The sequence below is a fragment of the Luteibacter sp. P4_D7_3 genome (assembly GCF_056401735.1).
On the sequence record NZ_JBFUIT010000237.1, the window covers coordinates 1 to 6,464 of the forward strand.

6 protein-coding genes are annotated in these 6,464 nt (G+C 63.6%); 4 read left to right on the forward strand and 2 right to left on the reverse strand.

Going from position 1 to position 6,464, the window contains the following annotated elements; all coding sequences use genetic code 11:
• A partial coding sequence (locus AC1DSN_RS16665) for a hypothetical protein (RefSeq protein WP_477331764.1) occupies positions 1 to 823 on the reverse strand: 823 nt, incomplete at its 3' end.
• Positions 824 to 902: 79 nt separating this feature from the next.
• Positions 903 to 1,904 (reverse strand): DJ-1/PfpI family protein, encoded by a 1,002-nt coding sequence (locus AC1DSN_RS16670; protein WP_477295971.1) that lies wholly within the window; start codon positions 1,902 to 1,904, stop codon positions 903 to 905.
• A gap of 233 nt (positions 1,905 to 2,137) precedes the next feature.
• Between AC1DSN_RS16670 and AC1DSN_RS16675 the strand changes: the two genes are divergently transcribed.
• The 4 genes from AC1DSN_RS16675 to AC1DSN_RS16690 all read left to right on the forward strand — a co-directional run.
• Positions 2,138 to 3,466 carry an ABC transporter permease gene (locus AC1DSN_RS16675; RefSeq protein WP_477296028.1) on the forward strand — a complete coding sequence of 443 codons (1,329 nt, stop codon included), beginning with the start codon at positions 2,138 to 2,140 and terminating at the stop codon, positions 3,464 to 3,466.
• A gap of 10 nt (positions 3,467 to 3,476) precedes the next feature.
• On the forward strand, positions 3,477 to 4,727 hold the full coding sequence (locus AC1DSN_RS16680; protein ID WP_477331766.1) for an ABC transporter permease: 1,251 nt from the start codon (positions 3,477 to 3,479) through the stop codon (positions 4,725 to 4,727).
• Between the two features lie 129 nt (positions 4,728 to 4,856).
• Positions 4,857 to 5,771, forward strand: a complete 915-nt coding sequence (locus tag AC1DSN_RS16685) for an MBL fold metallo-hydrolase (RefSeq protein WP_477296030.1) — start codon at positions 4,857 to 4,859, stop codon at positions 5,769 to 5,771.
• A gap of 126 nt (positions 5,772 to 5,897) precedes the next feature.
• On the forward strand, positions 5,898 to 6,464 hold a 567-nt coding region (locus AC1DSN_RS16690), incomplete at its 3' end, for a hypothetical protein (protein ID WP_477331768.1).

Sequence of the window (6,464 nt, forward strand, 5' to 3'; positions counted from 1 at the left end):
CGATAAGCATGCAGATGGCCGGGATAACGGAAAGGATGGCCGTCACAGGGTGAAGAGGCTTCCTGCGCAGGAMGCCGACGACGAGGAACACACCCAGCAACAGGGTGAGCCAGCCGATGGCCATCGCGATGAGCCAGTAGACGCCCGCGCCCGACGCTTGTCCGTCACTGGCGACAATCTTGAACCGGATGAGCAGATAGGCTGCGACGATGAACAGAGGTGCGGCGACGGGTAGCCGAAGATAGCTGAGCCGGGAGTAGGGTGGCTCGCGAACCGTGAGAACGGCGACGATCAGGAGGCTCGCAAACCACGTGATCAACGGCCAGTTCCTCTCTACTGGCGCGACATAGACGGGATGCCATAACCTGGCCGGGGAGATCACCGCGTTGACGCGTCCTGCTGCGGCGGCTACCGCCCGGTTGTCGGCCACTGACATCTGCTGGTAGCCGGCGTATACGCCGCCGGGATCTTCCATGTCGTGGCCGGGGTAGACGAAGTCGAGCCGGCGCACCATGCACGGCGCACATTTCGTCGGATCCTGCGTGGTGACTTCCAGCGTCGTCCAGTTCTTTCCCCAGCCGGGTGGCATCCGAAAGGTAAAGACCAGGCGCGTCGTCCAGGTGCTACCCACAAGCGACTTCTTGCTCGTGCGATCCGACAAGAAGAAGCCTTCATGCTCGTACGACTCGACATAGGCACGCTCGAGCGCATCCTGTGACATGCCGTAGTGAGGAACGGGGTCCTTCGAGTTATTGACTCCCGCGAGGGCGGCGACGGGCCAGAGGAGCAGAAGCATCGCGATGCCAGCGAGGGTGCGGCGCATATGACGAGGTCCATCTCGGAAAGACGTGTTATGCCACGGCGCACCGCTTTCGCCTAGCGAGGCCGTGGCTTGCCCTAGGTCACGGCTTCGCTGTTCCCGAAGCGGCTGCCGCCACGATGACCATCTGCAGATCGTAGTGCGACGCGTCCACGCCAGGCTTCGTGGAGAAACTCAGCGTGACATCCCGGTTCTCCTGCCGGCTGCTCCAGCGATGCGGACCGGCGGCCTTCCACAGGCCGGTCTTGCGCGCCCCGACGTCGAGACGGTCGAGCAGCTCGGCGGCAGGTGTGGTCGTCTGCACGTGATAGCGCGTCTCCCAGCGGTCGAGGTCACCGGCAGAGACATACTCGTCGAACTTTGCGTCTTTCGGCCAGTCGACGCCGGCTTGCAGCAGCGTCTTCGTCAGATAGCGATCGGCGAGCCGCGAACGGACGAAGCCGCCTTCGGGCTTCCAGTCGTATTCAAGGCGCAGGGCGACGGTGCGTGCTTCGTCGGTGCCGCGAATTTTCGCGACCACGTGCAGCGCGGCGTCGATGCCCGACGAAAGACCAGCTGACGTCACCAGCTTGCCGTTGTCGGCCCAGCGTACGTCGCGGATCACCTGGATCTTCGGGAAGGCCTTGGCCAACTCGTCGATGCGTGGTGTGAAGGTGGTCGCCTTGTCGCCGTCGAGCAGGCCGGTGGCACCGAGGATGAAGGCGCCGGTGCAGACTGAGAGCACCTGCTTTGCCGGCACGGATCGTTGGCGGATGAAGTCGAGGATGCGCGTGTCGCGTTGTGCATCGGCCACGTCGCCACCGGGGATCAGCAGCACGTCGAACGGCGGGGCCGTGGCGAAGCTCGCGTCCGGCGTGACCTTCAGGCCCATCGCGGTGCTCACCGGCTTGCCGTCCGCCGATACCGTGACCACGCCGAAGCCCGCGTTGCCGAAGACCTCGTAGGGTCCCGCGAAGTCGATGATCTGGACGCCGTCGAACATCACGATGCCAACGCGCACCGGCGGGTCCGACATCGGCGCGTGTGCGGCCAAGGCGGGCATGGCGAACACCATGGCAATAAAGATCAGCAGATGACGACGCATGGACGCTTCCCCTGGATTTGACCTGCCGGACCTTAGCGCAACTGCAGCCACCGAAACAGACATGGAGCCCGCACAAGCGGTCACGTGAGCAGAGTGTCCGGAGTGTCCGCGGACAAGTGTCCGGGGACAGCCGTCCTGGACAGGGCCGGGCGTACGGACGGGCCAGGTCGTCTCGCTATCGTTTGGCACTAATATTGCTCTCGACCGCTTACGGAAGGGGAAAAAGGGACGATATGTGGGGGTATTACGTTGCGCTGGCCTTGCGTAGCTGCAGGCGGAGTAAAGCGCTAACGGCGCTGGTTGTCGCGTTGCTGGCTTTTGGTGTTTCGGCATGCATGGTCTCGTACGCGGTGTTTCGCGCGACGACGAGCGATCCGATGCCGGGCCGATCCTCGCAGCTCTTTGCGCCGCAGATCGATAACGCCGGTCCGGCGCACGCCGTCGACGGTGAGCCGCCTGAGATGTTGAGCTACATCGACGCGGTCGCGCTGTGGAAAGCAGGCAAGGCGAAGCGGCAAGCGCTGGTCTATTCGACCAGGTGGGGTGTGGAATCCAACGACCCTTCGATACCTGCACTGGCGGCGATCGGCGACGCGGTAACGGCCGACTTCTTTCCCATGTTCGACGTGCCGTTCCGCTTCGGTGGCGGTTGGGCACCGAACGACGACGAGCGGCACGCCTCCATGGTGGTGATCAGCCGGGCCCTGAACGACAAGGTGTTTGGCGGACGGAACAGCGTGGGGCAGGGTCTTCGGCTCGATGGGAAGGCATTCCAGATCGCGGGTGTTCTCGACGACTGGAAGCCGAGGCCCCGCTTCTTCGACATGGCCACCCTGGGAGGCAGCAGTGCCCTTGACGACGCGGGGGATGTCTTCATCCCGTTCACCCGCGCGACTGACATGAAGAAGGACATCAAGTTTCCCGATTGCCGGTCGGATGCCGGAGGGACCGATCCGCGCGACTGGGATGCCTACCTCCACGGCGAATGCGACCGCATTGCCGCGTGGGTCGAGCTTCCGACGGCTGCGGACGTGGCGGGCTACCGCGAGTATTTGCACGGCTATGCCCAGGAGCAGCAACGGCTTGGGCGCTTCGCGTGGCCGCCCAATGTTGGCCTGCACGATCTGATGGACTGGATGGACTACCTGCGTGTCGCGCCGCCGGCATCGTCGTTGTCCATGCTGGTCTCTGCCAGCTTTCTGCTGATCGTCCTCATCAATGTCGTCGGTCTCATGCTCGCCCGATTCATGCGGAGGGCGCCGGAGATCGGTATCCGGCGAGCGCTTGGCGCCTCGCGCGCATCCATCTACCGGCAGTTTCTGATCGAAGGAGCCAGCATTGGCTTTGTCGGCGGTCTTTTCGGCGTGACCCTGACCTTGCTCGGCCTATGGGGCATCGGCGGCCTCTTCGAGCCGAAGATCGCGCGCATGGTGCATATCGATGCGTCGCTCATCGGGCTCACGGTACTGCTTTCGATCGCGGCGACGGTCGTTGCCGCCCTCTATCCGACCTGGCGAGCAGCGCGAATCGCGCCCGCCTGGCAGATCAAGATCAACCCTTGAGGTTCCTGACATGAGACTAGCCAGGGCATTCATGCAGTTAAGCCCGATTCTTGCCGCGCTGGGCCGGCACAAGGTCGCCACCTTGCTCATCGGCCTGCAGGTGGCRCTCACGCTCGCGGTGGCGTCGAACGCGCTGTATATCGTCGCGACTCGCATCGTCCATCTTTCGCGCCTCACCGGAACCGACGAGGCGCACATCTTCGTGATCCGAAATGGGTGGAGGGCCGGCCAGAACCCGACCCAGGTCGAGGCCACGATTCGTGCTGACCTGGACGCGTTGCGTCGGGCAACGGGTGTGCGCGATGCGTCCGCCAGCCAGACGTATCCGCTGGCTGGTGCCAACGGCATCCTCATCGCCGGCGTGAAGCTCCAGCAGGACCAGAGCACGCGCCCACCGCGTGGCGTGGTCTATCTTGCCGACGACCATGCGCTCGACACCTTTGGCGTATCGCTGGAAGAGGGGCGCAATTTCCGTCCCGAGGAAATAACGACGTACAGCCCTGACGACAAGCCAACAGCCCCGGCCATTATCGTCACGCGAAATCTTGCCGATAAGCTGTTCCCCGACGGAAACGCGCTGGGCAAGACGGTGTACCTCCCGGGTGGGCCGACCGCCATTGTCGGCATCGTCGCCAGTCTTCAGTCGCCGCTTAGAGAGTCGGCCGCCCTGGACTACAGCAGCATCCTTCTCCCGGCCCGTTCTCGCGATCCCGACGGCGTGGTGTATCTGGTTCGCACCGAAGCCACCCCCATGGCACCTGTCATCGCCGCGGCATTGAAATCTCTCGAGCCGCGTGGGGGCATGCGCATCATCGACGCGAAGGATGGTGTCGTCACGCTCGCCGGCGCGCGCGAGCAGGCCTATGCCGCGGACCGAAGTGTGGCGACCTTACTGAGCATCGTCTGCGGACTGCTTATGTTGGCCACGGCAGGCGGCATCGTCGGACTGAGCAGCTTCTGGGTCAGCCAGCGACGCACGCAAATCGGGATTCGTCGCTCCCTGGGCGCGACCACGGGTGACATCCTGCGTTACTTTCACGCCGAGAACTTCCTGATCGTCAGTGGCGGTGTCGCCCTTGGACTGGTGCTGTCCGTCTTGGCGAATATCGGCCTGATGAGAGTCTATCCTTTGCAATTCATGCCGCTCTACGTACCGCTGATCGGGGCACTCGTGCTGTGGCTGCTGGGTCAGCTTGCCGTCTGGGGGCCTGCGTCATACGCCGCGAAGGTGCCGCCCGTGGTGGCGATTCGCACCTCGTGATGTGAAGGGAGGGGTATTGGTGCGCAACAGGCAATAGCATGAGGCCGCTTCGATGCCTACCGGAGCGTTCTGCTGAAACCTAGGATGGAACCACGTCGGTTGTCATACCGTGGTCAGCAGGAGAGAAAGATGAGCGTAGTACACAGCATTCCACACACCGTTGAAGCAAAGTCCAGGGATCTGGTTCCGTCGCGCTATGCGCTGAAGATCGGCGAGATCGACGTCATGGTGATCAGCGACGGCACGTTGCCGATCCCGTTCGAAGTGATGTCGACCAATGTCGCGCCCGCGGGTCGCGCCGCCTGGCTGGACAACATGCTTCTGCCAGAAACGTTCGATTGGGCAGTTAACGTCGTCGTCGTGCGCAGTGGTGACCAGACCATCCTCATCGACTCCGGGTTGGGTGGTGTGTTCGAAGGTTTTCCGCGCGCGGGGCAGCTGGTCAAGCGACTCGAGGACGCCGGCATTTCGCTGGCCTCCCTGACTGACGTGGTCCTTACCCATCTGCACATGGACCATGTGGGCGGCCTGCTCGGTGACGGCGTGAAAGAACAGCTGCGTCCGGACGTACGGATCCACGTAGCCGCTTCCGAGGTTGCGTTCTGGGAGTCGCCGGACTTTTCCCGCACGGTCATGCCGCCGCCGATTCCGGATGTGCTTCGCGTCACCGCCAAGCGCTTCCTCGCGGACTACAGCAGCCAGCTGCGGCAGTTCGACGAGGAGTACGAGGTAGCGCCCGGGGTGGTTGCCCGTCGTACCGGCGGTCACACACCGGGGCACTGCGTGGTCCGTATTGCATCCGGTACCGAGGCGCTGACGTTCGCGGGCGACGCCCTGTTCCCGGTCGCGTTCGATCACCCGGATTGGCAGAACGGCTTCGAGCACGACCCCGAAGAGGCGGTCAACGTCCGCCTGCGTCTTTTCAAGGAGTTGGCGGCGAGCGGCGAATTGCTCGTGGCCACCCACGTGTCATTCCCGTCGGTTGGCCGGGTGGCTGTGGACGGTGATGCCTACCGTTGGGTGCCGGGGTATTGGGATTACTGAGCGCCCGTTGGATTAGGGCACAAAGCGGAACGCGGCGTCATCGACGCCGCGTTCCGTCACCACGTCGCCACGAGGAAGTCAGACAACCTTGGTACCATCGGTTCTGGAACCAGGGGAGCACCACGGATGTTGCGCACACTCGCTTTTGGCCTTGTCCTTTGCACGCCGCTCGTCGCCACCGCACAGGTACGCGTCGACACGCTGACCTTTCCAGTGGGCACAGCCTATGCTGAGCATTACGACGTGCCGGTGGTCTCCGGCATGGCCGCCAATGTCGCGGCGAAGATCAACCTGACCATCCAGTACAGCCTGTTGCGCCAGGTGCCCGGGCATTATCACCAGCCTGTCTTCACCGAAGAAGACCAGACGGGCGGTATGACGGACCTCACGTTTACCGTCGTCCGGGCGGATAGCCAGGTGATAACGATCGATTTCGAAGTCTCGTCCATGGGCGCGCATCCCTCAGTCGACCACACGTGGATGTCGTTCGACTCGCACGATGGCCAGCTCATCGTTCCCGAGGACATCCTGACCGCCCAGGGCATCGAGCGCGGCAAACAGGCTGCCACCAAGGCCCTGTTGGCGGGGATCGCATCGGTCATCGCCCATCCGGACCCCGCGCGGACAGCCCCGGGCGCCGAGGACGACCTGAAGACGCAGCGGGAAGCCTATGAACGGTGCACGGGTGAACTC